Here is a 24,325-nt window from a genome sequence, read left to right on the forward strand (position 1 = left end):
GCTCCTCCGCTGGCGACCATGAGGGCGATCCGGGTAGAGTTCGGCGCATGTTCCTCAAGAGCCTGCGGCTGGATCGGTTCCTCTCGTTCGGGCCGGGCACCGATCCGATCGAGCTCAGCGGGCTCAACGTCCTCATCGGCCCGAACGGCTCGGGCAAGTCGAACTTCATCGAGGCCATCGACTTCTTGCGCGCCGCACCGACGGATCTGCTCGCCGCCGTGCGGCAGGGCGGTGGTGTGAGCGCGTGGATCTGGAGGGGCGAGCCGGGCGCGAAGGCCGAGGTGGAGGCCGTCCTCGCCTACAGGCCCGAGTCGAACAAGAACCTGCGCCACCGGGTCGCCTTCACCGAGGTCGGCGCGCGCCTGGAGATCGTCGACGAGCGCATCGAGAATGAGAAGCCGGCGACCGGTAGGACCAGGCAGTACTTCTACTTCGGCTACGAGCATGGGCGCCCGATGCTCAACGTGAAGGCCGGCAAGCGCGAGCTCCGGCGCGAGGACATCGACGCCCAGCAGTCCATCCTCTCCCAGCGCAAGGATCCCGACCAGTACCCGGAGCTCTCGTTCGTCGGTGACCAGTACAGCAAGATCAGGCTCTACCGTGACTGGGGCTTCGGACGGGCGTCCTCTCCCCGACGCCCGCAGCCGTCCGATCTGCCGACCGACCATCTGCGCGAAGATACACAGAACCTCGGGTTGATACTGAATCGATTCCGCCGGGATGTCCCGACCAAGCGGCTTCTGATCGATGCCTTGCGCGAGGTATTCGACGGTATCGTCGACTTCTCCGTGCAGATCGAGGGGGGGACGGTCCAGATCTTCCTCGAAGAAGAGCGCTGGACCATCCCCGCGACGCGCCTCTCCGATGGCACGATCCGATGGCTCGCGCTGCTCGCCATCCTGCTCGATCCAGCGCCGCCGCCGCTCATCTGCATCGAGGAGCCGGAGCTCGGCCTCCATCCGGACCTGATGCCCACGCTGGCGCGCCTCCTGGAAGGCGCGTCGCAGCGCACGCAGATCGTGGTAACGACCCACTCGGATGTCCTCATCGATGCGCTCTCCGACACGCCGGAGTCCGTGATCGTCTGCGAGCGCCGCGAAGGGCAGACGACCATGCGGCGCCTCACGCGGGATGCTCTCTCGACGTGGCTGGAGGAGTACTCGCTCGGTGAGCTCTGGCGCAAGGGCGAGCTCGGGGGCACGCGATGGTAGCCGTACGCATCTACGTCGAGGGGGGCGGCGACACGCGGCGGGCTCAAGAGCCCCTTCGCATAGGCTTCGGCAAGCTGTTCGCGAGGGTCCTCGGCGAGCGCGCCAGGCCGAAGGTCATCACATGCGGAAGCCGCAAGGCGGCATTCGACGATTTCAAGCGGGGGCTGAAGAGCCACCCGGACGCGCTGTGTATCCTGCTCGTCGACAGTGAGGAGCCCGTGAAGCCTGGGACCTCGACGTGGGATCACGTCCTCAGGCGCGAGGGGGATCAGTGGCTCAGGCCGGATGGTGTGAGCGATGAACAGCTCCACTTGATGGTCCAGGCGATGGAGGCCTGGTTGGTCACTGACCCCGACGCGCTCGCGGCATACTACAAGAAGGGATTTCGAAGGGACGCGCTCCCCCAGCAGAAGGACGTCGAGCAGGTCGCGAAGCGAGACCTCTACGACGCGATGGAACGAGCGACCAGAGACTCGAAGACCAAAGGGAAGTATGCGAAATCTCATGCGTTCGAGCTGATCGGGCTGGTCGACCCGCACAAGGTGCGCGCCGCTTCCGCGCATGCCGCGCGGCTCTTCAACCTGCTCGCCGCTCGTGCTGAGGCCGGCCCGCCGTGAGCGAGTCCGGCAGGCGCCGCCCCCATCCACCGCGTCCTGCGGCAGCGCGGCGCGGCGCGGCTCGGCCCCGGCATGTCGGACGGCGGGCTCGCCGCGGGGCGACTACACCGCTCGGTGCTGCGTCCCCTTGCCGAACGTGATCGCCAGGAAATCCCCCGGCTCGTGGACGATCATCCGGTGCCACACCCCTTGCGGCACCGTGCACGCCGTCCCCGCGCGCAGCGCGACGACCCGCTCACCGCCCTCGTCCTGCAGCACCACGTCGATCGCGCCCGAGAGGAGGTACAGGATCTCGTCCCCGGCCGGGTGCATCTCCCACCGGGGCGTGTCCTCGGCCATGTGAAACCGCGTCACGAGCCAGCCATCCACGCGCTTGACCCGCCGGATCTCGGCGCCCGCCGGCTCGTCGGACATGAGCTCTTGCCAGAACGTCGGCTTCACATCGATCTGCAGCGCATCCCCCGCGTCCGCGAGGTGCAGGTAGGTGCTGCGGAGATCGAACCCAGGCTCTCTCGGCTCGGCCATCTTTCCCTCCCCCGTCTCGACTGAGGGCGTCCATGCCAGCAGGGCTCCCCTACCGCGTCAATCCGCTCTTCCCGCCGTGGCCTCCCGGCCGGCACGACCGATGCGTCCCAGGCGCCCCGACGGAGCCCGCCGGGCTCTACTGAACAAACGCTCCCATCCTGACCGGGACGCGCTACACTGCGCTCGCAGCGCTCGCCTCTTCGCCCGGAGCACTCCGCACCATGCCGCGCCCCGTGAACAACCCTCCGAACCCGTGGTCGTCGACGCAGGTCGAGTACCTCGAAGAGGCGCCCCCGGCGACGCTGCAGATCTTCGAGGAGCAGGCCCGCTCCATCGTGACCGCGAACGACAGCCCCGATCTTCCCTTCCGGTACAGCGTCAACCCGTACCGGGGCTGCCTCCACGCGTGCGCGTATTGCTATGCCCGGCCGTCGCACCAGTACCTCGGGTGGGGCGCCGGGACGGATTTCGACCGCAAGATCGTGGTCAAGTCGAATGCGCCCGAGCTGCTCGAGAAGGAGCTCAACAAGCCGAGCTGGCAGGGAGACACGATTGTGTTCTCGGGCAATGTCGATTGTTACCAGCCGCTCGAGGCGAGCTATGAGCTCACCCGCCGCTGCCTCGAGGTGTGCCTCGCGTTCAGGAACCCGGTCGGGCTCATCACGAAGGGCGCGCTCGTGCGGCGCGACGCCGCGCTGCTCGGCGAGCTTTCGCGCCGGGCGCGCGCCCGGGTCCACTTCAGCATCCCGTTCGCCGACGACGCGGTGGCGCGCAAGATGGAGCCGTATGCGAGCCGCTCGTCGCTGCGCTTCGAGGCGATGCGGGCGCTCTCCGACGCGGGGGTGCCGACGGGGATCTCGCTGTCGCCGATGATCCCCGGCCTGAACGACAGCGATGTCCCGGAGCTCCTGGAGCGCGCCCGGGCCGCCGGCGCGGAGAGCGCGTTCATGATGCCGCTGCGCCTGCCGCGCGAGGTGCTCCCGGTCTTCGACGAGCGCCTCGAGGAGGCCTTCCCGGACCGCGCCGCCAAGGTCCGCCGCGGCATCCAGGAGATGCGCGGCGGCAAGATGAACGAGGCCGCCTTCGGGGCGCGCTTCCAGGGAGCGGGCCCGCGCTGGGCGGCGATCCAGCGGCTCTTCGAGGTCCACTGCCAGCGGCTCGGGCTCAACGTGGCGCGCGGCAGCGGCGAGTACATCGAGCGAGAGGGCGAGTCGACGTTCAGGCGGCCGAGCCGGCAGGGGACGCTGTTCGATTTGTGAGGGTGGAGCGCGTGAGACGCGACGCGCCTGCCCTCGGCTGCCTGACGACGGGACGCTTCGAGAGGCGCTCCAAGTTTGTCCCTGACAACCCAGGCCGATCCATTCCGGCGTAACGCAGGTGATCTCTGGAGCTCTGAACATGCGAAAGCATGGCGGGATCCCGGGCACCGCACGGCGAGCGCTGACCATGGTAAAGGTACCTGCGATGCGTTTTCCGGCGGTGACCCACCTCGGTCGCCGCGCTTCCAGGTTCGACCCGATTCCTCTGGTGCTCATCGCGCTGGGGATCGCGACCCTCGGCGCGGTGGGCTGGTCGCACCGCGTCATGGTGGATAAGGTCGCCCAACATGAAGCGCGGAGCTCGCTCACGGATCGTGTCGAGCAGCGCCTCACCTTGGCCCACCTGTGGTTCGAGGAGCTGCTCGGCGGCGATGAATCGCTCGATCTGAACCACGACGTGTACCGGAACATCGACGAGGCGGTCGGCCTGATCGGCGTGCTCCTCGACGGCGGCGACGCGGGCACCGGCCTCGCGCTCGACCGCATCGACGACCTGGCCCGGCGGGCGGAGCTCCTGCAGATCCGGACCGCGGTAGAGCGGTGGCGACGGATGAGCCAGGCGCGCTATGAGACGCGCGACGCGGGCGGCGCGATCGGGATGCCGGCGGATCAGGAGTTCGACGCACTCTTCGCGTCGATCCTCTCGGCGTCGGTGTCCTTCCAGCGCGCCACGCTGGCGTCGCTCGAGTCGGAGCGGCGCAAGGTCACGTGGAACCACCGCGCGATCGTCGCGTTTCAGCTCCTCCTGTTCGCGGGCGGCGCCGCGCTCGTCGTACGCCACAAGCGGAGGATCGAGGCCAGAAACGCGGAGCTCGAGGAGCGCGTCGAGAAGCGCACGCGCGATCTGCGCCTGGCCATGGAGGCCGCGGAGACCTCGAGCCGCGCCAAGAGCGACTTCCTGGCGAACATGAGCCACGAGATACGGACGCCAATGAACGCGGTCATCGGCATGACCGGGCTCCTCCTCGACACCGAGCTCACCCCGACCCAGCGCGAGTTCGTCGAGACCGTCCGCGCGAGCGGCGACGCGCTCCTCCGGATCATCAACGACATCCTCGATTACTCGACGATCGAGTCCGGCAAGCTGGATCTGGAGAGCGCGCTCTTCGACGTGGACGACTGCATCGAGGAGGCCATCGCCCTGGTGGCAGGAGGCTCCGAGAAGGACCGGATCGAGATCGCCTATACGATCGCGGAGGAAACGCCGCGCGTCGTGATCGGAGACGTCAAGCGCGTCCGCCAGATCCTCGTGAATCTCATCGGCAACGCGGTGAAGTTCACGGACGCGGGAGAGGTTGTCATCCTCGCGTCCTCGGCCCCCGCCCCTGGCGATCGCGTCGAGCTGCGGTTCGCGATCAAGGACACCGGCATCGGCATTCCCGCCGAGCAGATGGGCCGGCTATTCCGCTCGTTCAGCCAGGTGGACGCGTCGCCGTCGCGCCGGTACGGCGGCGCCGGCCTCGGCCTGGCCATCAGCAAGCAGCTCTGCGAGCGGATGGGCGGGCGGATAGGCGTGGAGAGCACGGTCGGGGTGGGCTCCACCTTCTCGTTCTCGGTCGTCGTCGGCGTCGCCCGGGACGTCACCCCCTCGCCCCCGGACGGGCACGTGCCGCCGCTCTCGAGCCTCGACGAGGGCATCTCAGCGCGGCTGCCCCTCAGGATCCTGCTCGCGGAGGACAACTCGGTGAACCAGAAGGTCGCCATCGCGATGCTCTCACGCCTGGGCTATCACGCCGACGTTGCGGCGACCGGCCTCGAGGTGATCGGCGCGCTGGCCCGCCGACCCTACGACGTCGTGCTCATGGATCTGCAGATGCCTGAAATGGACGGCATCGAGGCCACGCGCCGTATCTGCGCGGAGTGGCCGCCCGAGCGGCGCCCCTGGATCGTCGCCATGACGGCCAGTGCCACGGCCGGAGACCGGACGATGTGCATCGAGGCGGGCATGGACGATTACCTGATCAAACCGATCCGGGTGGACGATCTGGTCGGTATGATGAGGCGCATCGCGCAACCCCGCGGCATCGCGCCTGCGCCGCCAGAGGGCGACGCGGGGGCGCCGCTCGATCCCATCGCGCTCGCAGGCCTACAGGAGCTCGATCTGCTGAAGGACGTCACCGCGAGCTACGTGCGCGACGCGGCCCGCTGCGTGGCCGCAATGGCGGGGGCGATCTCGGCGGGCGACGCTGCCGAGGCGGCGTGGAGCGCTCATCGTCTGAAGGGCAGCAGCCTGGCGATCGGCGCGCTCGTGGTCGCCGCCGCGTGCGCGCAGCTCGAAGAGCTCGCGCGCGGCGGTCACCTGGACGGGGCAGAAGCGTGCCTGGCCCGGATCGAGGAGGAGCTCGCGCGCGCCGCGCGCGAGCTCCGGAATGCCGAACGCGGGTCGGCTGGCCGCTCGCTTCGTGACTGATCGCGGCGCGCCGCGCCTGGATGGGCGAGAGCGCCGCGTCCCGGCCCCGCGCCGTCACGCAGCGCCCCGCCGGAGAGCGAGGGCGTGGGGATGGGTTGAATCTCCCCAGCTCCTCTCCCAACGTCAGCGGCGAAGCCAGCGCATCAGGCTTCTTTCGAAGTGGACCAAGCCGAGCGACTTCGAGATGTGCCCATCGGCGCCGCACTGCTGCGCCTTGAGCTCGAGCTGCTCCACGTCGAGCGCCGAGTGCAGAAGGATGACGGTCGACGCGATCTCCGGGTCGGAGCGGACGAGCGTCACCAGGGTCGGCCCGTCGAGCCCTGGCATCTTGACGTCGAGAATCACAAAGGATGGACGGTAGTCCACGATCAGGTTCAGCAACCCAAACGACTTCGCCGCGGTGCGTACGTTGACCCCCCGACGCTGCAGAAGGCGCTCCACGATCTGGAGGGTCACCGGGTCGTCGTCCACGATCAGCGCGCGCCGTCCAGAGAGGCCAGCGGTTACCGCGACGTGACGGTTCTGTTCCATGGATCTCCCCTCCCCTGTCGCAGCACCACCTCGCCGCGGGATGGACCAACGTAGCATCGGTCCGCAACTGCGTGTGGGCGGGATTGCGCGCGTGGCTCAACTCGGCCAAGCCAGAGCGCCGATGTGGTCGCGTGTCGCTCCGATGGCCCGACCGCCCTCTGCGGTTTGCCACCCAGGACGTTTCGCGCGACGCCAGGCGTCGGCGTCCGGTCTGGCGTGCAGCTGGCCCCGGCTGTCTCGTAGAGTTATCGCGCGCATCGAGGCTTGAGGAGGGACGATGGGCCGCTTCGCGAAGACAATGGCACCGCGGCAGATCGCCCTGCAGGCCGCCATTTTCCTGGGCTATGTCGCGGCGGCGAAGCTCGGCCTGCTGCTCGCCACGATCAACCGATCGGCTTCGCCCGTCTGGCCCGCCACAGGGCTCGCCATCGCGGCCGTCCTCGTGTTCGGAAGAGGGGCATGGCCTGCGATCGCCGCCGGGGCGTTCGTGAGCAACTGGCTGAATGGCAGCTCCGCGCCGCTGTCGGCGGGGATCGCGACGGGCAACGCGCTCGAAGCGCTCGCAGGGGCGCTCATCGTGCAGCGGCTCTCGGTGCTCGAGGACCAGCTCGAGCACCAGGCCGAAAACCTCGCCCTGGTCGCGGCGAGCGTCCTCGCGACCGCGGTGAGCGCGACGATCGGGGTCCTGAGCCTGGGTGCAGCGGGCTCGGTCGCGTGGACCAACGCCTTCTCCGTCTGGTTGACCTGGTGGGTGGGCGACATGATGGGGGCGCTCGTGTTGACACCGGCCCTCCTCGCCCTGAGCGCGAGCAAGCTCCGGCCGAGCGCGGTCTCCCTCCGCGGCGCCCTGACCCTCGCCGGGGTCTTGGCCGTCTCGGCCGCCGCGCTGGGGTTCACCTTCTTGCACCCCGCGGGGAACTCGCTCCTGTTCATCGTCTTCCCGCTGCTGCTCGTGTGCGCCGCGCGGTGGGGGGAGTTGGCCGTGAAGCTCGCGGGGGTCGCCCTCGCCGTCGTCGTCACCGCCGCGACGAGCCAGGGGCTCGGACCGTTCGTCGGACGCACGCTCAACGAGAGCCTCGTCCACCAGCAGCTCTTCATGGGCGCGACGGCCGTGACCGTGGGCACGCTCGCCGGCTTCTCGGCGGTCGCGGCGCTCCGGTCAGCCATGCCGGTCCTGCTCGCCGGGTGGCTCCTCTCGGGCTTCGCGTTCCACGCGTTCCACCGGGCGGAGCGCCTTGAGGATGCCCGTCACCTCGACGCGCTCATCCACGACGCGCAGGTCAACATCGAGCACCGGCTGCAAGCGTACGTGGGAGCGCTGCTCGGCGGTGTCGGGCTCCACGCGGCGTCCGACGACGTCTCGCTCGACGATTGGAGGGCCTATCTCGACGCCACGCGGATCATCGCGGAATACCCGGGCATCCACGGCGTCGGGCTGATCCTCCGGGTGCCTGTCGCCGACACCGCGGCGTACATCGAGAGAGCAAGGCAGCTCGGCGTCACGGAGCTCGAGATAAAGCAGGTGCCCGGGGTCACGCCGCCTGCCGCAGACCAGCTGGAGCGCTATGTCATCACGTTCATCGAGCCCTACGCCATGAACCGCGAGGCGAGGGGGCTCGACATCGGCTCCGAGGCCGTCCGGCGACACGCGGCCGATCTCGCCCGCGACACCGGACAGCCGGCGATGACGACGAGGATCACGCTGGTCCAGGACGAGCAGAAGAGGCCCGGATTCCTGCTGCTCTGCCCGATCTACGCGCGCGGCGCCGTGCACGGCACCGTCGCGGCGCGGCGAGAGGCGCTCGTGGGCTGGATCTATGCGCCCTTCGTCACGGAGACGTGGTTTCAGGGCGCGCTCGGCCGCATGGCCGAGGAGGTCTCCCTGACCGTCTTCGAGGGCCGTACGCAGTCGAAGGACGGCGTGATCTACAGATCGGACCCGCGCGCCGGCGAGCGCTTCCCCTTCGACAGGCTCACCTCCCTCGGAGCGGCCCAGCTCGATCTGGTGCTTGGCTGGAGCAAGGGGCCAGCGTTCGTCTCCTCGCACACCACCAGCTCGTCCTGGGCCGCGGTGGCGGGGGTCGTCATCACGCTGCTCATCGCGAGCATGCTCGTCGCGCTCCGACGGACCGGCCAGCGCGCGACGGCCATCGCCGCCGAGATGACCCGGAGCCTCGACCTGGCCCGCGAGACGGCGGAGCGCGCGACGCGGGTCAAGTCCGAGTTCCTCGCGAACATGAGCCACGAGATCCGGACGCCGATGAACGGCATCATCGGGATGACGAGCCTCCTGATCGATTCGGATCTCGACGCGAACCAGCGCGCGCAGGCCAGGATCATCGAGAGCAGCTGCGAGGTGCTGCTGACGCTCGTCAACGATATCCTCGACCTCTCGAAGATCGAGGCCGGGAAGATCCGACTCGAGGACGCGTCGTTCAGCGTCATGGCGAGCGCCACCGAGATCATCGAGCTGTTGCGCCCCAAGGCATCTGAGAAAGGGCTGCCCCTCACGCTGCAAGCGGCGCCAGGTCTGGAAGAGTGTGTACGGAGCGACGCGACCCGGTACCGGCAGGTGCTCCTTAACCTCGTCCACAACGCGATCAAGTTCACGCTGAGCGGTAGAATCGATGTGCGTGTCGCGTCGAGGCTGCTCGACGACGGCCGCCGCGAGATCGAGACCTCGGTAGCGGACACCGGGATCGGCATCGCGCCCGACGCGCAGGAGCGGCTCTTCAATCCGTTCTCCCAGCTCGACGCCTCCACGACGCGCCGATTCGGCGGCTCAGGCCTCGGGCTGTCGATCTCGAAGGGGCTCGTCGAGCTGATGGGCGGGAGGATCGGGGTCGAGAGCGACCTGGGGAAGGGATCGACCTTCCGTTTCACGATCGTCGCGGAGGCGGTCTCGGGCGTCTCGCTGGTCCCGAGCGGCGGCGCCGCCGCGGTGATCCCGGCGGCGGCCCTGCCGCTCCAGATCCTCGTTGCGGACGACCATGAGGTGAACCAGACCGTCGCGCGTCGCTTCCTGGAGAAGCTCGGCTATCGGGCGGACGTGGCTGCCAGCGGCGTCGAGGTGCTCGCCGCGCTGGAGCGCAAAGATTACGACGTGATCTTCATGGACTGCCACATGCCGGAGATGGACGGGTTCGAGGCCACTGCGAGGATCCTCGCCCGCGCGGAGGGGAGCGGCGGGCGCCCGCGGATCGTCGCGATGACGGCGAGCAGCATGCCCGAGGATCGCGCGCGCTGCTTCGCGGCAGGCATGGACGACTTCATCAGCAAGCCCGTGCACATCGGCGATTTCGCGAGGGCGATCCAGGCATCTTCGTCCGGGCGGGAGGCCGCATCCGGTCCGCCGCGTCCAGGGATGATCGATCGGAGGGAGCTCTCGTCGCTCTTCGGGCAGGACGCGCGGCTCCTCGACGAGGTGATCCGCGAGTTCATCGCTCATGCGCCGGAGATGCTGCGATCCATGGCTGCGGCGCTGGATCGCGGCGACGCGCCGGCGCTGTACTTCGCCGCGCACAGCTTCAGGGGAGCGGCCGCCAACTTCTTCTGCGCGTCCGTGACGCAGGCTGCGGCCGAGCTCGAGAGCAAGGGCAAGAAAGGGGCTCTCGAGCTCGCGCGCGCGCCGCTCCGGGAGCTCGAGGCGCAGACCGCGCTCCTGTGCGGTGAGCTCGAGGAGCTCCGCGCGAAGGGCGGCGGCTCGGGCTGAGGCCGAGAGCGAGAAGCGTCGAGGGAGGGGAGAAGGAAGTCGAATCGGTCCGGAGACGTCGAGCGATCCACGCATCCAAGGGGCCGCCCTCACTCCATAGCCTGCGGGCTCGTCGTGATCGTGCATGACGAGCAGCGCGGTGCTGGCCGGCGGGTTCGCTGCTGAGCGCTCAGTGCGCCGCGAAGCAGTAGATCCGGCCGGCGCCGCCGGTCTGGACGAAGCGTTCGGCCGAGCAACCGCTGGTGGTGTGGGGGACCTGAGCGCCGTTCTCGTCGAGACCGTTGATCTTGTCGATCAGGTTCTGCGCCGGATCGTGCAGCGCCTCGACCGAGGCTGCGATCATGACGCCGTTGCGATTGAACCACGGGCCGGCGCCGATCCGATCGCGGGCGTCGACGGTGTCGGTGCTGAGGTATGCGCGCCACGGCCGCGCGCCCGAGTTGCGCACTGCCGCGGCGGCAAGCGACACGCCGTGGGCAAAGCGAAGGAGACGCCAAGGAGCGCGATCCAGATCGGCCAGCAGGAAACGTGCATTTCCTGAGGGTACCTCAAGGAGGCAGGGCTGAAATCCTCTCTGTCGCCGGCGCCTTGGTATTTCGCGACGTGGCCACCACCCGAGAAGGAGAACTCCTACCGAATGATCGCGGCACCAGATGCATGAGATGGTGCTCGCGGCCGCCCTTCGCCGATCACGATCCGGGCGGACGGAGCTGCTTGCGGACCTTCTTGATGAACGTCTGGGTGCACTTTCCGTGGGTGGCCTCATGCTCCATGATCTCGAGCGTGAGCTTGGCCTTCGTCGCGCTGGAGAGATGTGCAGCCGCGTTCACCTCCCTGCCGAGCTGGATGCCTTCCAGCGACGCAGGTCCCTGCTGCTTCTCGACGGCCGCCGCCTTGTTCGGCTGCCGGAAGTGGGAGGGCTTTGTCTTGGTGACGTCGCGGAAGCCGGTGTCGTCCGAGCGCCGGCCGGTGCCGTGGCAGCCCGGACAGGTGGCGGTCGTGCCGGAGAACGAGTTGGCGATGCGGCCGTCGCCGCCGCAGATGCCGCAGGATTCACCAGCCATGAGCCTGGCCCTCGGTTCGGGGCAGGTGCTTCGGGTCCTTCATGCCCGAGAGCATACAGCCGATCGTGGCTCGTGGAAGCTTCGCCTGGGGCGATCCTGCAGATCAGCGGATCGTACTTTCTGTGCGTCACGTCAACCGCCGGTCGTTGCCACAGAGGGCCGGGAAATTCCTGACATGTCGGAAGGACTTTGCGCGGGCTTCTGACTTCGCGCGGGCTTCTATGGAACGTAGCCGCTCGGCCACCTGCGCCTGCGTGGCGCGCCGATCACGTCGACTCGAAGGGGACGGGGCACAAAAGCCTTGACAGCTGCGAAGCCGTTTGGATGTCCTGTCCCCACACAGCCATGCCAGTTGAGAGAGCCTGAGCTGGCAGTACAATCGAAGGAGCGCGCTCCATGACCACTTTGCCCAAAGGCCCCACCAACAGCATCCTGGTGAACATGCAGGGGCTCATGGACCCGATCGGCTACACGCTGCGCATGCGGGAGCGCTACGGCGATCCGATGTCGCTCCCGAAGATGGACGGCAAACCGGTGCTGGCCACCGGCAGCGTGGAGGGTCTGCGCGCCGTGTTCGCGGTGCCGCCGGAGGCCTTGGACCAGATGCTGAGCAAGAGCTTCACCGCGGCGATGGGAGAGTCGTCGCTGTTCTCGCTCTCGGGCGCGCGGCACACGGCCATGCGCAGGCTGCTCATGCCGCCGTTTCACGGGCAGCACATGCGCCTGTATGGGAAGCAGATCTGCGACCTGACCCTGCAGCACTCCCGGGACCTCAAGCCGGGTCTGGAGCTGGTGGCGCAGGACCTCATGCAGACGATCTCGCTGCAGACGATCATCCACCTCGTGTTCGGAGTCACTGCGCCTGCGGAAGCGGCGCGCCTCGAGAAGCTGCTCGAGGATCTGCGCAAGAGCTTTTCCCTCGGTCTGACCGTCACCCTCATGATCCCGTGGCTGCGCCGGGAGTTCCGGGGCTTCGGCCCGTGGGCGCGCAGGCAGCACGCGATCCGGAACCTGCGCAGCTTCCTCGATCCGGAGCTCGCCCGCCGCCGCGCCGACCCCGCCGAGCGCACCGATATCCTGAGTCTGCTCCTGGAGGCCCGCCAGGAAGACGGGACTGCGCTGAGCGACCAGGAGATCTTCGAGCAGCTGCACACGCTGCTCTTCGCGGGGCACACCACGACCGCGGGCGCGCTCACCTGGGTGCTCTATTTTCTCGGAAACGCGCCAGCCGTGTTGCGCCGGCTGCAGGACGAGCTGACGGCGCTGGGCGCGGATCCGGACCCCGAGGCGCTGGCCAAGGCGCCGTATCTGGAAGCGGTATGTAACGAGACACTGCGCCTGCGCCCGCCCAGCCCGGGGGTGGGGCGCAAGCTGAATGCGCCGATGCAGATCGCGGGCTGCGAGTTGCCGGCCGGAGCAGGCGTGTTCGCGCAGATCATCTGGGCCCACCACGATCCCGCTGTATTTCCGGAGTCGGCGGTGTTTCGTCCCGAGCGATTCCTGGAGCGAACCTATTCCCCCTTCGAATTCCTGCCGTTCGGCGGCGGGAATCGGCGCTGCATCGGCGCCGCCTTCGCGCTGTATGAGATGAAGCTGATCCTGGGCACGCTGCTGCGGCGCTACAGCTTCGAGCTCGCGTCCAAGAAGCCGGTGCGGGTGGGGCTGCAGGGCATGCCCGGCGCTCCGGTGCGCGTGATCGTCCGTTGATTCCTGCTGCATGGACCCGTGGCGCCGGGGGCGCGGCGCGTCAGCGTTGTCAATCCGCGCAGCAGAGCACGCCGCCGCCCTCGTCGGACGTCTTCGTCACCACGTTGGCCTCATTGCAGCCATCTCCGCGGCAATTCCACATCGACCCGATGGCTCCGCACAGGTCGTCCGAGAAGCGATCGAGCACGCCGCAGCTCGCGGCGATAGGGCGGCCGCCCCTCGAGCCGCAGCCGAAGAGGTCGTTGGCCGTGAGCGGCGAGGTCGCGCAGCCCCGGGCGCAGCTGCAGCCCGTGCAGGACGGGGAGTCCTCGAGCGAGCCGGTCGCGCAGATCGCGCACCCGGTGCTCCCCTGGCGCGTGGCGAAGAAGAGGTCGGGGCCGAACTGCGCGCCCTCGCAGCCCGTGGGCGAGCGGCGGGCGACGTCCTCGGCCCCTGCGCACACGTGAAAGCCGGGCGCGCAGAGGTCGGCGGCGCCGCACGTGAGCCCCGTGGGGTTGGCGCTGTCGTTGCCGGCGAGGTGGCCGCATCGCGGCGCGGTGGCGGTGAGGATCCCGGGGATGGACCAGCCGCCGGAGCAGGCGGCGATGAGCGGATAGACCGCCTCGTCGAGGAAGCCCTCGCGGGTGCCGTCGCTGCAGCCGCTGCTCGTGCTGCCGCCCGTGGAAGACGACGTGGCGGACGCGGCGGACGAGGAGGCGGCCATCGAGGCCGAGCCGGTCGACACCGCGGACGCCGAGGACGCCGAGGACGCCGCGTGGGTCGAGGCGGCCGGGGCGCCGCCGCTGCCTCCCATGTCGCTGCCGGCACCGAGGTCGCCTTCGAGGGAGCTGCGCGCCCCGCACGCGGGAAGGGAGAGCGCGGCGGCGAGGACCGAGAACGCGGCGCGGGGTGCGAAGGACATGTCCATACCGCGATGATCGCACGGGCCGCCGCGCGGCGAGAAGCGGCTGGCCGGGGAGCGCTCGAGGCGCATCATCGTCCCCGGCCGAGCAGGAACGCCGCCGCCGCGTACGAGGGCTTCTCCGCCGCGCAGTGGGGCCGCCTCCGCGCGGCCACGCCGCTCCCCCTCTCCCAGGCCGACCTCACCGCCTTGACATCCTCGTATGGGTTCGTCTTTTCTAACCCTGAGCGCGTCCGATCATGATCGTCGGGTCACGCGAGATCCCCTGAAAGGGCGCTGGAGCTCGGGCCATCGAGTCAGGCGTACAACACATCATGAAGCGCACAACCGAGAAGCCGAGCAAGCCGCGCGCGAGCGCGCAGAAGGGGTCGCCCGAGAGGCGCGAGCCTCGGGAGGCCGCCGGAGCGCCCGCGGCGCCCGCCACGCCCGCCGGCGCGCAGGAGAGCCCGGCCGTCGTCGCGTTCCTGCGCGAGCTGGAACATCCGCGGAAGGAGGCGATCGTGGCCCTCCGGCAGATCATCCTCGGCGTCAGCCCGGCGATCCGCGAGGAGATCAAGTGGAACGCGCCGAGCTTCCGGACAACCGAGCATTTCGCCACGTTCAACTTGCGCGCAAAGGACCGCGTCCGCCTCATCCTTCACCTCGGAGCCAAGGTGAAGGACACAGGGGCGAAGGGGCTCGAGATCGCGGATCCGGCTGGCCTCCTGGAGTGGCTTGCCAAGGATCGTTGCCTCGTGACGTTCAGCGACACAGAGGACGTCCAGGCGAAGCGGGCGGCGCTGGAGTCCGTGCTGCGCGCGTGGCTCCGATGGATCTGACCCCTTCGCTGGTGCAGCCGTCGACCGGGGCCGAGCGTGTCTGTCCGCAGCGGCGCAGCGCGCGAGCACCTGGATGGCCGGCGAGCGGGCTCGGCCGCCGCTATCGACCCAGCGGCGGCGCGCAAACCTGGGTGGGTCGCGACAGATCGTCGATAAAGCTGCTTGCGTTCGACGATTCGTCCACCATAACGCAGCACGAGCCGCGTGCCGTACCTCGAATCACATGAATCTACACGGCGCAATGATTGCTATCACCGCACCGTGACACGTGCTCGCCGCCCCGCGCTCGGCCTCGGACTGGTCATGGTCCTCGCGGTGATCGCGTGGATGGTGCGGCGCTCGGGTATCGTGAGCACCCCCACCCCGCAGCGGCCGCGACCGCCGGTGGTCCGAGCTGGCCCCTCCGCATCCGAGCCACCCTCCCCTGCCGCGCTGCAGCCCAGCACCATCTCGGTCCCGAGCCAGCCGGCGCCCGGCAAGCCTCCCACCGAGCCGATACCGCCGCGGGCGCCGGCGCGCGGTCCGGAAGACCAAGCCCCCCAGGAGCCCCCGTCTCCCCCCCTCGATGAGGAGCCGATCGAGCGTCCGATCCACGATGCCCCCACGAAGCCAGTCGCCGCGCCGCTCCAAGCGCGCCGGCGGGAGTCGTCCGCCTTCCGGCGGAGGTTACAGCCCGGGCTGTGCACGGACCCCAGCGAGGCAGCCGGCGCGCAAGAGACGTTGATCTCCCGCTTCCGCCACGAGACGTGGGGAGATGCCGGGCGCCTGTACGTCGACCGACCAGCGTCGTGCACGAGTACACGCATCACGTGCTGATGAGCCGCGGCATGCTGGGGCCGGCCTGGGCGCAAGAGGGCATTGCCATGTACATTGCGCAAGAGACATGGTGGCTCGCCCCGGCCAGGCTCGAGCAGGTGAGGCAGGCTCCGATGCCCCTTCAGCTGATGGAGCAGGCCGTCCCCTACACGCTCCGCACGGACGATGCCCTGATGTTCTATGTGCAAGCGGCCAGCATGGTCCGCTGCTTCGTTCGCGGCGACAGCACCAGGTTGCGGCGGCTCATGGATGCGATGGGCACGGGTGAAGAAGCGGCGCTCGGCGGCTCATCCGACGAGCTCGCGCAGCTCCTCGAGCCCTCCACCTGGGAGTCCTGCATCGACACTCTGACGCAGGACATGGCCCCGCTGCGCTGATCCCTCGTCGTCCTGGCATTGCACAGCCGTCTGAGCGCTACCAGTCGCTTCCGGCTTCGAACTGGGGGACGCAGGCGCGGGCGAAGGTGCCGGGGTCGCCGGCGCGGCAGGGGTCGGCGCGGCGGAAGCCGGTGAAGGTGATGTCGGCGGTGGCGATGTCGTGGGCGTCGCCGCTCGCGGAGTCGAAGCAGTAGAGATCGCCGTCGCGGCTGAGGTAAGCGCCGGCGGCGAGGGTTTCGGTGGTGTTCTGCTGGGCGAGCCTGGCGATGAGGACGCTCCAGCCGACGTGCAGGTAGAGCGTGTCGCCGACTCGAGAGCGACCGCCGGTCACCTCGACGACGGACTCGCCTTCGAGCGTGCCGGTGATGGCGTAACTGCCCTGGCGGCAATCGTGGCAGTAGCGGAGCTCGCCCGGTACGACCTCGCCGCTGCAGGTGAGCGCGCCCAAACCGCCAAGCTCGACGGCGGCATAACTTCCGTTTCGCACGGCACGCGCCTCGCCGGCTGCGCAGAGCAGCCGACCCCGGCTCGCGATGAGGGCATTGCTCAGCGGGCGCACCTCCCGATCTTCGAAGGGCTCGCTGCCGGAGCCCTTCAACCAGATTCCGGTGAGGAAGTCGATGGGACCGCGCAGGGCTTCGCCGCGAAACGTCTGCCACGAGGTGGGCCAGAGCAGCCGGTCCTCCTGCCAATTCTCGGTGCCATCGTCGGCTCCCGACACCTCCAGCAGCGGAGCGTCGCAGACCGGGAGCACAGCATCCGCCGGCGCGAGCACGACTTGCCGGCCGCCCGCCTCTCCCCCTTCCCCGCCCAGGCCCGCTACGCCGCCCGCGCTCCCCACCTGCTCGTGCGCCCCATGCTGGCTGTTGCCACACCCCCAGAGCAATGCCGCCCCGAACCACACCAGTTTCAAGGATGCCATGCCGACCCGGCCTAGCAAAGGGCGTGCTCGGCCTGCGCAGCCGCAGAAATGCCGCCGGCCGCAGCCCGCAGTGAACGCGCCGTCACAACGTGACGCACCGCCGGCACACCACCCGGCAAGGATAGGCCCACGGCCGGAACCGTGGTCGGCGCGGCATCGGGAGCTCGAAATTCGTGAACCATGGGCTCCATGCCATTCGCTTGCGCCCGACGATGCCGTCAGGGTCCTGGAGAGGATCGCCCACGCAAAGCCATTCCGACCTGCCAAGAATTTCCCGTTAACGACCAGCCGTCGACATAACCCACAAAGGACGATCCCCTGAGCCGCCCATAAAACACAGCAGATCGAACGAGCTCACTCGACTGTGCAATATTACACCACGCTGGCGCTCGCGCGGAGGATCTCGAACATCAGCCGTTGTGACGTGGCGCGCTTGAATGCTATCGTTGCTTGGTGCCGGCGACCGGTTGGCGAGAGCTCAAGGCCGAGGGTAAGAGGACGATGAACCGTCGGTCTTACGCGACTGTCGTCGCGATGGCATGGCTTGCCGCGTGCAGCAGCGGGTCGAGCGAGTCGCCTCTGCCAGCGCCGTCGGGCGGAGCAGGCGGTACGTCGGCGACCGGGGCCTCGCCCGCGGCAGGAGGCTCGAGCGGGAGCGCAGCACAAGCAGGCGGCGCGGGAGGGAGCGGCGGCGCTGCGGCTGTCGCGGGCTCGACCGGCGTGGCCGGCAGCCCGAACGCTGGCGGAGCCGCCGGCAGCGCCGGCGCCGGAGGGGCGGGCCCGGGGGCGGGCGGTGCCGGCGCGTGCCCGGCGGGCTCGACGCAGCTGTCGCCGTGGCCTGGCAAGGCCGAGGTGCACACGCTCGACAGCGAGGACGCGTTCGAGAGCGATCTGAGCGGGCTGACCTACGAGGCGCCCGGCGTGCTGTGGGCGACCGACAACCTCTCCTCCAGGCTGTTTCGGTTGTTGAAGAGCGGAGGGAGCTACGCGCCGGATACGTCCAGTGGCTGGGCCTCCGGCAAACGGCTACGTTACCCGAACGGCAATGGCACGCCCGACGCGGAGGGAGTGACGCTCGCCGCCACGAGCGCCGCGGGCGTCTACGTATGCGCCGAGCGCGACACGGACGATCCGTCCGTGAGCCGGCTGTCCATGCTGCGCTACGACGTGACAGCCGCCGGAGCGACGCTGACCGCGACTCACGAGTGGAACCTCACCGCGCTCTTGCCCGAGGTCGGCGCGAACGCGGGTCTGGAAGCGATCACCTGGGCGGCTGACAGCTTGCTCACGGCGCACCACTTCTTCGACGAGAGCAAGTCCCGAGCTTACGCCCCGAGCGACTACGGCGAGCACGGCGCCGGGCTGTTTCTGGTGGGCGTGGAAGAGACCGGCAAGGTGTACGCCTTCGCGCTGAATCACGGGAGCGGCGCGGCCACCTTGGTGGCCAGCATCTCGACGCCGCTCGCGGGCGTGATGGGGCTCGAGCTCGACCGTGACAGCGGGAGCTTGTGGGCTCACTGCGACGACACGTGCGACAACCAATCCGCCGTGTTCGGTATCGACGACGCGCTCGGGCGCTTCGTGCTGGAGCGGCGTTTCAGGCCCCCCAGCGGGCTGCCGGACTCCAACAACGAAGGCATCGCGCTCGCGCCGGACGCGGAGTGCAGCGGCGGCGTCAAGCCGTTCTTCTGGACCGACGACGCCGACGACGACGGCTTTTCCCTGCGTGAAGGCGCGATCGCCTGCGGTTGCCTCTAGTCTAAAATCGCGCTGCACAGGAGAGGGATTCATCTCTCTGCGACCGGCCCGGGTCGATAAATTCCGAAAGAACGGAACGGTCACAGTCAAGGGGAAAGCCGCGCTGGTGGACGCAATGCCTGCACGAGCACCTCACGCACGGCCCCTCTCTCCGCACTCGCTTCAGCCGCGCAGCACCAGGGACGAACTCAAGTCCTCTCGCTGGTGCGGAGAGCGGACGACGGAAAGGCCAACAACCTCGATGGCTTCACTGGACGCGCGCAGCTGGCTCCTCTTCCGGCGTGGCCGAACATCGGCCCAACCGGCCGTCTTCGGACGCTTCAGCCCCGGCACGGCGACGCGGCAGCGTCGCCCCGCATCGGTGCCTGACGGAACGGCACCGATGCGAGGGCAAGGGCGAAGTGCTGCACATCGCGGGTGACAGAGGGTTCCCTACTCGATCCGGCCCCTCCGGAAAGCGACGTTATATCAATTTCATCTATGCATTCATGGGGCTGCCTTCACTCCACGACCTGCGAGCCCACGAGAAACCTATTGACCGAGTGCGGGCGATTTCATATGTTCGCCGCTGCGCACGTCGAGCGAGCCTAGGGTGAGGGCCCTGCGGGTGTCCTGCAGGAGGGGACGTTCTTTCGACGCACGGGAAGACGTGGTGCAAACTGAAGCGCGTCAAGGCCGTGCCCGGGGCGGTGGGGCTCGTCCGCTTCGCGGCGGACGCCCTGAATTTCCCTGTCTGTTTCGTCACGAGCCGCGTCGACGCCGACCAGCGAGTTCGTTCGTGACGGGTGCATCCCCACGCCCTGAGAGCGCCCGTTTGCCACGTCGTCCCTGTGCTTTCGGAGGAAACAATATGAGGACAGCATCGTCAGCGCCGAATTTCAATTACGGATTTCCGACTCCCGGCCCGCAGAGCCCCAGCGGCACGGAGGTGATGAACCATGTCTTCTTCGTTTCCAACACCGAGTGGAAGCGCGTGCGGGAGGAGGAGCGATTCGACTACATCGTTATCGGAAGCGGGTTTTGTGCCCTCGGCTTCGTGCAGCGCGCCTTGGAGCGGAATCCGCGCGCCCGGATCCTGGTCCTGGAGCGCGGGCCCTTCTTCCTGCCCGAGCACTTTCAGAACCTGCCGCTCCCATTCCAGATGACGCTCGGCGGACTATCGGAGACCTTCCCGTGGACACTCTCGACGAAGACCCTCGCAGGGCGCTATGTCAAGTGGCAACACGGGATAGTGCCCTTCTTCGGCGGGCGCTCTACCCTCTGGAGCGCATGGTGCCCACGGCCGACGCGCGAGGAGATGCGCGGCTGGCCAGAACAGATGATCGAGGCGGCCGAGCGCTATTACGAAAGCGCCGAGAAGCTCTTGCACGTGGTACCTGCGAGCGATCTCGACAAGGGCAGCGGCGCCCCGCCCCCGGGGATACGCCCGATCTACGGGATCCTCCAGGAGAAGCTCACGAACGCCTTGAAGGTCCAGCTGAATAGCGTCCGCTCCGCCACACGGGTGATGGCAGCGCCGCTCGCGGTCGGCAGCAGCGACGTGCACGGCCTTGACTTCACCAAGTACTCGACACCGGGACCGCTGCTGTCCGTCCTGACCCACCAAAACGAGCTCGCTGCGGCCGGCAAAGGCGAGAAGCTGCGCATCGCGACCGAGTGTGCGGTCACGCGCGTGCTCCAGCAGGACGGGCGCGCCACCGCGCTGGAGACCACCCGTGGGGTGGTGAACGTGGGGGACGCGAAGCTCATCCTGGCGATGGGTACGCTCCCGCCCACGACGCTGGTGTTGAACTCGTTCCCGCAGGTACCGAATGCGGGAGGACGCTTCTCGGCTCATTTCATCAGCGCGATCGTGGCGCGCGTCCCCCGCGCCGACTACGCGTTCAGCGCTCGGATCGGCGAACTCGAGCTCGCTGCCATCTACATTGCGGGCGTGGACAGCGAGACGGGCGGGCAGTACCACATCCAGCTGACGGCGCTCTCGGATCGCCAACCGCAGAAGAACGCCGAGACCGCTGCGCGCCATATGCCCGACGTGGTGGCCACCGCCTCGCCCGAGCAGCTGCGCACCTCCGAGGACTACGTCGTCTTCGTCTGCGCGGTCCTGGGCGAACTCGACCACCGCAACCAAGCCAACTGGTTCAAGAGGGCGGACGGCGACGATCCCACGACGAACGTGATACTCCAGGTCCTCGAGAACGAGAACGACGCGTCCGTGTGGGACACCATGGACAAGGGCACGTTCGAAGCGCTCGAGCTCATCTTGTCACCGCGCGGCGCCAGCCGGGTGGAATACTGGCATGCGAATCCCGACCGTACGGGCCGCTGGGTCAACGAGCGACCGCCGGTAGATCAGATCCGCGTCCCTGCGCTGGTGCACGAGAGCTCCACGTTGTGGATCGGCGAGGAGGACAGCGCGCCGGTCGGCCTCGATTACCGCCTGCGAGGAGTAGAGAATGTGTACGTTACCGGTGGGTCGCTGTGGCCCACCGGAGGCTCGTGGAACCCTACCATGACGATGGTGGCTCTCGCCCAGCACTTGGCGGACGGGCTGACCGCCCAGCCTCGCTCCGGCGCTCTGCTCGACGACCGCGATCTCGAGGAGACGCACAACGCGTCCGCGCTGACGTGACGACGGGTGCCGTCCCGCGGCGCGCCCGAGACGCTCCGCGGAGCGCTCGAGGTAGCGACACCAGCCCAACCGAGGCCTCGCGCCACCTACTGCGAGCCAGCTGCTCCGGTCAGACACGCTCGCCGCCTCGAGCCGAACGGCGCCGCCCGCGACTCCGACGACCTCCTGTGCCCCGACTGGGCCCGACAGGAGCGCACACGATACCCCGGCCGGGTACGCCGCCATCACGCCGCGCCTCTGTTGCGGTGCCGCGCCGGCCCTGGATGCCCTGGATAGTCGACGCCGCGGCTTCACGGCCCTCACAGGCCACCCATGCGCGTCGCGAGCCCCCGCCCGCGGATTGGGCCTTGCGACCGGCGCACGGAATGCTGTACCACGGAGACCGCAGTGCGTTTTCGTGGGGGGTCGCACCGGCGCGGCCCGCTCCTGGTCTATCCTGGACACGCGGCGATGCCGCGCGCCCGCTGACGAGCCTTCATGACCTCACCTGCCCAGGATCGCGCCACGGCCCGCCCGGCATCCCGCCGCAAGCTGCTCCTGAACCCGCGATTCCAGCTCAAATACACAGGGCTCCTGGTCTCGGTGGTGCTCGCCGTCATGGTGGCGCTCGGACTCGTCATCTGGCAGACCGCGAGCGTCGCGAACGAACAGGCGCGTTACGCGGCGACCCAGGCGGAGCTCGCGCTCAAGGAGGCGGCGAACAGCGCCAAGATCCTCAAGATGAGCACCGCCGCGCTGGGCGGCGACGGCGCCGACCTCGGCAGCACCCTCGACGAGGAGCTCGAGAAGACGAACCGCGAGTACGAGCGCAACCTGGCGGAGGTCGCCAGGCGGCGCGCCGACGTCGAGGCGCTGCAGGGTCGCCTCCTCGGCATCCTAGTCGGCGGCGGCGCGTTCCTCCTCGCCGTCCTCGGCGTGCTCGGGGTCTTCATCACCCAGCGCATCGTGGGGCCGGTCCACCAGCTGAAGCGCCTCTGCCGCCAGGTCGGCACGACGCGGCTCACCATCGGAGAGGGGCTGCGAAAGGGCGATGAGCTCGGGGACCTGTTCGACACGTTCGTGCAGATGACCTACTCGCTCAAGGCGCTCCAGACAGGCAGGCTCGCGACGCTCGACGCGACCATCGAGCGGGCCGAGGCCGAGTCGGCCTCGGCCGAGGTGCTCGCGCGGCTGCGCGCGCTCCGGGCGCAGCTCTGCCTCGGCCTCAGCGAATCCGAGACGGTGCGGCGCCGCGGCCCGAAAGGTGGTGAGTCATGAGGCGAATCGCCGGGGCGGTGCAGACATGAAGCCTCCCGAGCTGGTCCAGCAGGCGGCCGGATTGCTCCGCGCCCGCTTCGATCTCAACGAGTACAACCCGACCCCGATCGTCGACCTCGGCGCGCTCGTGGCGAACGCCGACGGCACCGTCGACGCCGAGGAGATCGACGCCCTGCGCCAGCTCATCGAGCCGATGCTCGGCGCCCAGCTCAACGTCGAGCTCGTCCGCTACCTCATCGAGGCGAGCCTGAAGGTGATCGCCGCGGCGGGCGTCGAGCCGCGGGTGCGCCTGCTCGCGGAGATCCTCATGGATTGCGACGCGGTGGAGGAGGGCATCATCATCGCGCTGGCGGTCGCCCACGCGAGCGAGGGGATCTCCGACGCGGAGCGCGCGGTCATCGAGTCGCTCGCCCGCGCGGCCGAGCTCCCCGGGCGCCGGCTCGATCAGCTGAACGAGCAGGTGCGGGCGGCGTTCGCGATCTGACGGCGGCCTCCACCGGAGGTGCGGGCTCTCCGCAGGCGGGCGAAGACGTGCGCCGCCGGGCGTGACCTCCGCCGGGCGTGCGCGGCGTCAGCCCTCTTCCTTGGTCGCGAGCAGCCGCGAGAGGCGGCCGTCCTCGATGCGGACGGCGATGACCTTCTCCCGGTCGAAGACCACAGCGCCCGGGGCCGCGCCGCGCGGCTTGCGCACGTAGCGGCGCTGGACGTAGCTCACCTCGCACACCGCCTCGCCGCGCGCGTCGCTGAAGTGCGCCGCCAGGGTCGCGGCGTCCACAAGCACGTCCGCGGGGCAGCTCGCCCCCTTCGCGAGGGGCACGACGACGTGCGAGCCTGTGACGCCCTTCGCATGAAGCCAGAGGTCGTGCGGCCGCGCGTGCTTCGTCGTGAGCGCGTCGTTGTCCTCGGCGCCCCGGCCGACGAGGATCGCCGCGCCGGACGCGCTGCGGTAGGCGTGGAACGGCCGCCGCGGCGCGGGCCGCCCTGCCCCGAGGGCGCGGGCGCCGGACGTCCCGGGCTCGCCGGCGAGCTCCGCGCGCGAGACGCCGAGGGAGCGGGCGCGCTGCGCGAGCGGCTCAAGCGACTCGGGCCGCGCCTCCGCCGCGGCGACGTCCGCCTCGAGCGCGGCGATCGCCGAGAGGGCGCGCTCGGTCTCGGCGAGGCGCGCGCGCATCACCGCCTCGCCGCGCTGGTAGCGCCGCGCCCTGGCGAAGAAGGCCTCGGCCTGCGCCTTGGCTGGGCGCGACGGGTCGAGCGCGACCTCGATCTTGCCGCCGGTCTCCCAGTCGTCGAGGAGCGCCTTCGCGGCGCCTCGCGGCACACGGGCGCCCTGCGCGAGCAGGAGCTGCCCCGTCTTCTGCAGGCGCGCGACGCTGCCCAGCCGCCCGAGATCGCCGCGCACCGCCTCGGCCCTGCGCTCGAGCGACGCGCGCCGCGCCTTCACGGCGCGCGCGAGCGCCGCCTTCTCCTGCCCGGCGGCGGCGTCGTCGCTCGCCTCGACGAGCGCCGCGCCGGCGGCCAGCGGATCCGCCGGGTAAGCGACCGCCGCCTGCGGGGCGCCCCCCTGAGGCGGCCAGCGGAGGATCAGGTGGCCGGCGGCGTCGAGCAGCCGTGCCTCGCCGCGGCGTCCCGGCGTGAGCTCCAGCCGCGCCCCCGGGGACGACCCCAACCTGGGTGGGGGCGCCGCCGGCCCCAACCCGGGTTCGGGTGCGGCCAACCCCAACCTGGGTGAGGGCGCCGCCGGCCCCAAC

19 protein-coding genes are annotated in these 24,325 nt (G+C 69.4%); 12 read left to right on the top strand and 7 right to left on the bottom strand.

All coding sequences use genetic code 11. From position 1 onward, the window contains the following. The first annotated feature begins 47 nt into the window (after positions 1-47). Together WMF45_RS29470 and WMF45_RS29475 are read left to right on the top strand one after the other, a co-directional pair. Positions 48-1,211 (top strand): AAA family ATPase, encoded by a 1,164-nt coding sequence (locus tag WMF45_RS29470; protein WP_437708114.1) that lies wholly within the window; start codon positions 48-50, stop codon positions 1,209-1,211. Then, entirely contained in the window at positions 1,205-1,828 is a 624-nt protein-coding gene (locus WMF45_RS29475) for a DUF4276 family protein (protein WP_437708116.1), read from the top strand. The genes WMF45_RS29470 and WMF45_RS29475 overlap by 7 nt, the downstream gene beginning before the upstream one ends. Positions 1,829-1,930: 102 nt before the next feature. On the opposite strand, the gene WMF45_RS29480 is transcribed toward WMF45_RS29475, so the two are convergent. Beyond that, positions 1,931-2,353, bottom strand: a complete 423-nt coding sequence (locus tag WMF45_RS29480) for a cupin domain-containing protein (protein ID WP_437708118.1) — start codon at positions 2,351-2,353, stop codon at positions 1,931-1,933. Positions 2,354-2,574: 221 nt separating this feature from the next. On the opposite strand from WMF45_RS29480, the gene WMF45_RS29485 reads away from it, so the two are divergent. Next, complete coding sequence (locus tag WMF45_RS29485; RefSeq protein WP_437293181.1) at positions 2,575-3,612, top strand: PA0069 family radical SAM protein; 1,038 nt, start codon at positions 2,575-2,577, stop codon at positions 3,610-3,612. A gap of 205 nt (positions 3,613-3,817) precedes the next feature. Further along, the gene (locus WMF45_RS29490) at positions 3,818-6,082 is read left to right on the top strand and encodes an ATP-binding protein (protein WP_437708120.1); all 2,265 of its coding nucleotides are present in this window, start codon (positions 3,818-3,820) and stop codon (positions 6,080-6,082) included. Between the two features lie 123 nt (positions 6,083-6,205). Here the strand turns inward: WMF45_RS29490 and WMF45_RS29495 are convergent, their stop codons facing one another. Then, positions 6,206-6,613, bottom strand: a complete 408-nt coding sequence (locus tag WMF45_RS29495; RefSeq protein ID WP_437708122.1) for a response regulator — start codon at positions 6,611-6,613, stop codon at positions 6,206-6,208. A 277-nt stretch (positions 6,614-6,890) separates the two neighbouring features. Between WMF45_RS29495 and WMF45_RS29500 the strand changes: the two genes are divergently transcribed. Next, the gene (locus tag WMF45_RS29500; protein ID WP_437708124.1) at positions 6,891-10,325 is read left to right on the top strand and encodes a CHASE domain-containing protein; all 3,435 of its coding nucleotides are present in this window, start codon (positions 6,891-6,893) and stop codon (positions 10,323-10,325) included. A gap of 169 nt (positions 10,326-10,494) precedes the next feature. Here WMF45_RS29500 and WMF45_RS29505 read toward each other — a convergent pair whose 3' ends face one another. Both WMF45_RS29505 and WMF45_RS29510 read right to left on the bottom strand, forming a co-directional pair. Further along, a complete protein-coding gene (locus tag WMF45_RS29505; RefSeq protein WP_437708125.1) occupies positions 10,495-10,794 on the bottom strand; it encodes a hypothetical protein in 300 nt (99 codons plus the stop codon). A 220-nt stretch (positions 10,795-11,014) separates the two neighbouring features. Continuing rightward, positions 11,015-11,389: a molecular chaperone DnaJ gene (locus WMF45_RS29510; RefSeq protein ID WP_437708127.1), complete on the bottom strand. Its 375-nt coding sequence runs from the start codon at positions 11,387-11,389 to the stop codon at positions 11,015-11,017. A gap of 396 nt (positions 11,390-11,785) precedes the next feature. On the opposite strand from WMF45_RS29510, the gene WMF45_RS29515 reads away from it, so the two are divergent. Then, positions 11,786-13,096 carry a cytochrome P450 gene (locus tag WMF45_RS29515; RefSeq protein ID WP_437708129.1) on the top strand — a complete coding sequence of 437 codons (1,311 nt, stop codon included), beginning with the start codon at positions 11,786-11,788 and terminating at the stop codon, positions 13,094-13,096. Positions 13,097-13,145: 49 nt separating this feature from the next. Here the strand turns inward: WMF45_RS29515 and WMF45_RS29520 are convergent, their stop codons facing one another. Next, positions 13,146-13,997, bottom strand: a complete 852-nt coding sequence (locus tag WMF45_RS29520; RefSeq protein ID WP_437708131.1) for a hypothetical protein — start codon at positions 13,995-13,997, stop codon at positions 13,146-13,148. A gap of 314 nt (positions 13,998-14,311) precedes the next feature. Between WMF45_RS29520 and WMF45_RS29525 the strand changes: the two genes are divergently transcribed. Together WMF45_RS29525 and WMF45_RS29530 are read left to right on the top strand one after the other, a co-directional pair. Then, a complete protein-coding gene (locus WMF45_RS29525; protein ID WP_437708133.1) occupies positions 14,312-14,815 on the top strand; it encodes a DUF1801 domain-containing protein in 504 nt (167 codons plus the stop codon). A gap of 809 nt (positions 14,816-15,624) precedes the next feature. Continuing rightward, positions 15,625-16,008 carry a hypothetical protein gene (locus WMF45_RS29530; protein ID WP_437708135.1) on the top strand — a complete coding sequence of 128 codons (384 nt, stop codon included), beginning with the start codon at positions 15,625-15,627 and terminating at the stop codon, positions 16,006-16,008. 37 nt (positions 16,009-16,045) lie between these two features. On the opposite strand, the gene WMF45_RS29535 is transcribed toward WMF45_RS29530, so the two are convergent. Continuing rightward, positions 16,046-16,783: a hypothetical protein gene (locus tag WMF45_RS29535; protein WP_437708136.1), complete on the bottom strand. Its 738-nt coding sequence runs from the start codon at positions 16,781-16,783 to the stop codon at positions 16,046-16,048. A 648-nt stretch (positions 16,784-17,431) separates the two neighbouring features. Between WMF45_RS29535 and WMF45_RS29540 the strand changes: the two genes are divergently transcribed. The 4 genes from WMF45_RS29540 (at position 17,432) to WMF45_RS29555 (ending at position 23,061) form a co-directional block, all read left to right on the top strand. After that, positions 17,432-18,688 carry a lamin tail domain-containing protein gene (locus WMF45_RS29540; RefSeq protein ID WP_437708138.1) on the top strand — a complete coding sequence of 419 codons (1,257 nt, stop codon included), beginning with the start codon at positions 17,432-17,434 and terminating at the stop codon, positions 18,686-18,688. A gap of 778 nt (positions 18,689-19,466) precedes the next feature. Then, complete coding sequence (locus tag WMF45_RS29545; RefSeq protein ID WP_437708139.1) at positions 19,467-21,320, top strand: GMC oxidoreductase; 1,854 nt, start codon at positions 19,467-19,469, stop codon at positions 21,318-21,320. 477 nt (positions 21,321-21,797) lie between these two features. Continuing rightward, positions 21,798-22,577 (top strand): sensor histidine kinase, encoded by a 780-nt coding sequence (locus WMF45_RS29550; RefSeq protein WP_437708141.1) that lies wholly within the window; start codon positions 21,798-21,800, stop codon positions 22,575-22,577. A gap of 25 nt (positions 22,578-22,602) precedes the next feature. Beyond that, positions 22,603-23,061: a tellurite resistance TerB family protein gene (locus WMF45_RS29555; protein ID WP_437708143.1), complete on the top strand. Its 459-nt coding sequence runs from the start codon at positions 22,603-22,605 to the stop codon at positions 23,059-23,061. 87 nt (positions 23,062-23,148) lie between these two features. On the opposite strand, the gene WMF45_RS29560 is transcribed toward WMF45_RS29555, so the two are convergent. Next, positions 23,149-24,243: an NFACT RNA binding domain-containing protein gene (locus tag WMF45_RS29560; protein ID WP_437708145.1), complete on the bottom strand. Its 1,095-nt coding sequence runs from the start codon at positions 24,241-24,243 to the stop codon at positions 23,149-23,151. Positions 24,244-24,325 lie beyond the last annotated feature (82 nt).

This window comes from Sorangium sp. So ce448, assembly GCF_051520915.1.
Lineage (GTDB): Bacteria > Myxococcota_A > Polyangia > Polyangiales > Polyangiaceae > Sorangium > Sorangium cellulosum_B.

Bases quoted from the DNA above. Each gene is read 5' to 3' on its own strand.
- WMF45_RS29470 (WP_437708114.1), top strand. From the start codon at position 48: ATGTTCCTCAAGAGCCTGCGGCTGGATCGGTTCCTCTCGTTCGGGCCG.
- WMF45_RS29475 (WP_437708116.1), top strand. From the start codon at position 1,205: ATGGTAGCCGTACGCATCTACGTCGAGGGGGGCGGCGACACGCGGCGG.
- WMF45_RS29480 (WP_437708118.1), bottom strand. From the start codon at position 2,353: ATGGCCGAGCCGAGAGAGCCTGGGTTCGATCTCCGCAGCACCTACCTG.
- WMF45_RS29485 (WP_437293181.1), top strand. From the start codon at position 2,575: ATGCCGCGCCCCGTGAACAACCCTCCGAACCCGTGGTCGTCGACGCAG.
- WMF45_RS29490 (WP_437708120.1), top strand. From the start codon at position 3,818: ATGCGTTTTCCGGCGGTGACCCACCTCGGTCGCCGCGCTTCCAGGTTC.
- WMF45_RS29495 (WP_437708122.1), bottom strand. From the start codon at position 6,613: ATGGAACAGAACCGTCACGTCGCGGTAACCGCTGGCCTCTCTGGACGG.
- WMF45_RS29500 (WP_437708124.1), top strand. From the start codon at position 6,891: ATGGGCCGCTTCGCGAAGACAATGGCACCGCGGCAGATCGCCCTGCAG.
- WMF45_RS29510 (WP_437708127.1), bottom strand. From the start codon at position 11,389: ATGGCTGGTGAATCCTGCGGCATCTGCGGCGGCGACGGCCGCATCGCC.
- WMF45_RS29515 (WP_437708129.1), top strand. From the start codon at position 11,786: ATGACCACTTTGCCCAAAGGCCCCACCAACAGCATCCTGGTGAACATG.
- WMF45_RS29520 (WP_437708131.1), bottom strand. From the start codon at position 13,997: ATGTCCTTCGCACCCCGCGCCGCGTTCTCGGTCCTCGCCGCCGCGCTC.
- WMF45_RS29525 (WP_437708133.1), top strand. From the start codon at position 14,312: ATGAAGCGCACAACCGAGAAGCCGAGCAAGCCGCGCGCGAGCGCGCAG.
- WMF45_RS29540 (WP_437708138.1), top strand. From the start codon at position 17,432: ATGAACCGTCGGTCTTACGCGACTGTCGTCGCGATGGCATGGCTTGCC.
- WMF45_RS29550 (WP_437708141.1), top strand. From the start codon at position 21,798: ATGACCTCACCTGCCCAGGATCGCGCCACGGCCCGCCCGGCATCCCGC.
- WMF45_RS29555 (WP_437708143.1), top strand. From the start codon at position 22,603: ATGAAGCCTCCCGAGCTGGTCCAGCAGGCGGCCGGATTGCTCCGCGCC.